Source organism: Streptomyces poriferorum (assembly GCF_019399235.1).
In the GTDB taxonomy this organism is placed as follows: Bacteria; Actinomycetota; Actinomycetes; order Streptomycetales; family Streptomycetaceae; genus Streptomyces; species Streptomyces poriferorum.
The window spans coordinates 1-1,417 of sequence record NZ_JAELVH010000543.1; the positions used below are offsets into that span (position 1 = coordinate 1).

The window sequence follows — 1,417 nt, forward strand, 5'->3', positions numbered from 1 at the left end:
GGTGAGGGGGAGGGGGTGAGAGGTCGCCGGGCAGTGGGGAGTCCGGCGGCCGGAGGCCCGGTCGGCGACGGGTCCGGAACCATTGCTGCCCCCGCCACGTTCCTCCGGCACCACCCGGCACCACCCCGGCCTTCGATTTGGTGAGGGAGTGGCTTTCTTTGCCTCCCTATTGCATAGTGAGGGTTCGGCCATGCCTCGCTATGTGCGGGTCAATGGGTGTGTGTGAACGGTCGCGTGAGCGGGCCGGGGGTGAGGGGCGATGCGTTCTTTGCGCGACGGACAGCGACAGGCTCGCTCCGTTCACCGGCACCACGGTCAGCAGCCGCAGCACCGGGGTCTCACCCGCGGTCTCGCGCTCGACCTCGGCAGCTCCCGCACGCGCGCCTGGATCCCCGGGCAGGGCGTCGTCGCGGACACCGGATCCGACCCCGCCGGTGACTACATGCACGGCGGCCGTCCGGTCCGGCGCGGACGCATCATCGACGCGGAGTCCTGCGGCCGGATGCTCGGCCGGATCGCCGACACGGCGCTGGGCGCCGACCGCAGCGACACGGTGATCGTCCTCAGCCACCCCGTTCTCGCCGGTCCCGGACACCGTGCCGCCGCCCGGGACCTCCTCACCGCACTCGGCCCGTCGAGCGTCATCGTCCTGGACAGCGCGAGGGCGGCAGCGGCCTGCGCCGGACCGAAGGACGGCGGCCCACTCCTCGTGGTCGACATCGGCGCCGACCTGACCGAGGTGACCCTCCTCGTCGACGGAAGGGTCCGTGACGCGCGCCTGGCCGAGACGGGGACCAGCGACCTGGAACCCGGTGAGGCACCCACCGCCGTGGTCCGGGCCGTCGTCGACATGGTCATGGGGATGTGGCAGCAGGACCGGCACGGCGCGCTGCTCGGAGCCCTGCGCAGGGGCCCGTTGCTCGCCGGAGGCGGTGCGCTGCGCCCGGACGTCACCAACCGGATAGCGCTCCGTCTCGGCGTCGCCGTCCGGCTCACGGACGACCCGGCGACCACGGTCGTGCGCGGTGCCGGGCTGATCCTCGGCTCCGTGCTCCGCCACGCCTCGGCCGCACCGGCCCTGCCCGGCCGATCCGGGTGACCCCACTCCCGGGGCCGCCCCCGGGGAACGCGCCCCGCGGGAGCGGGCCGGACGCACCGGCGCACCGCGGACGCGCGGCGGCGGCACGGCAGTTCCTCGCCGCGCTGCTCCTCGCCGTCCTCGCCGTCGCGGGCGGCGCCCCCGTGGCCGCCGGAACCGGGCTCCCCGTCCGCTCACCGGCAGGGCCCGCAGCCACGGCCGAAGGCCCGGCCGGAAACCGGCCGTCCGCCGCCCACACCGACCGCTCCCCGCGCACGGACCGCACCGTGCGCATCCACCCGGCAGGCCGGACACCCGGCGCCCGCGACGGCGAGGACG

Annotated in this window: 1 protein-coding gene and 1 pseudogene; both read left to right on the top strand. The window is 75.7% G+C overall.

Going from position 1 to position 1,417, the window contains the following annotated elements; all coding sequences use genetic code 11:
- Window positions 1-259 precede the first annotated feature (259 nt).
- Window positions 260-1,099, top strand: a complete 840-nt coding sequence (locus JGS39_RS39465; protein ID WP_219574578.1) for a rod shape-determining protein — start codon at window positions 260-262, stop codon at window positions 1,097-1,099.
- Window positions 1,096-1,417, top strand: a pseudogene (locus JGS39_RS39470) (hypothetical protein); the annotation flags it as partial. The gene JGS39_RS39465 and the pseudogene JGS39_RS39470, both read left to right, overlap by 4 nt.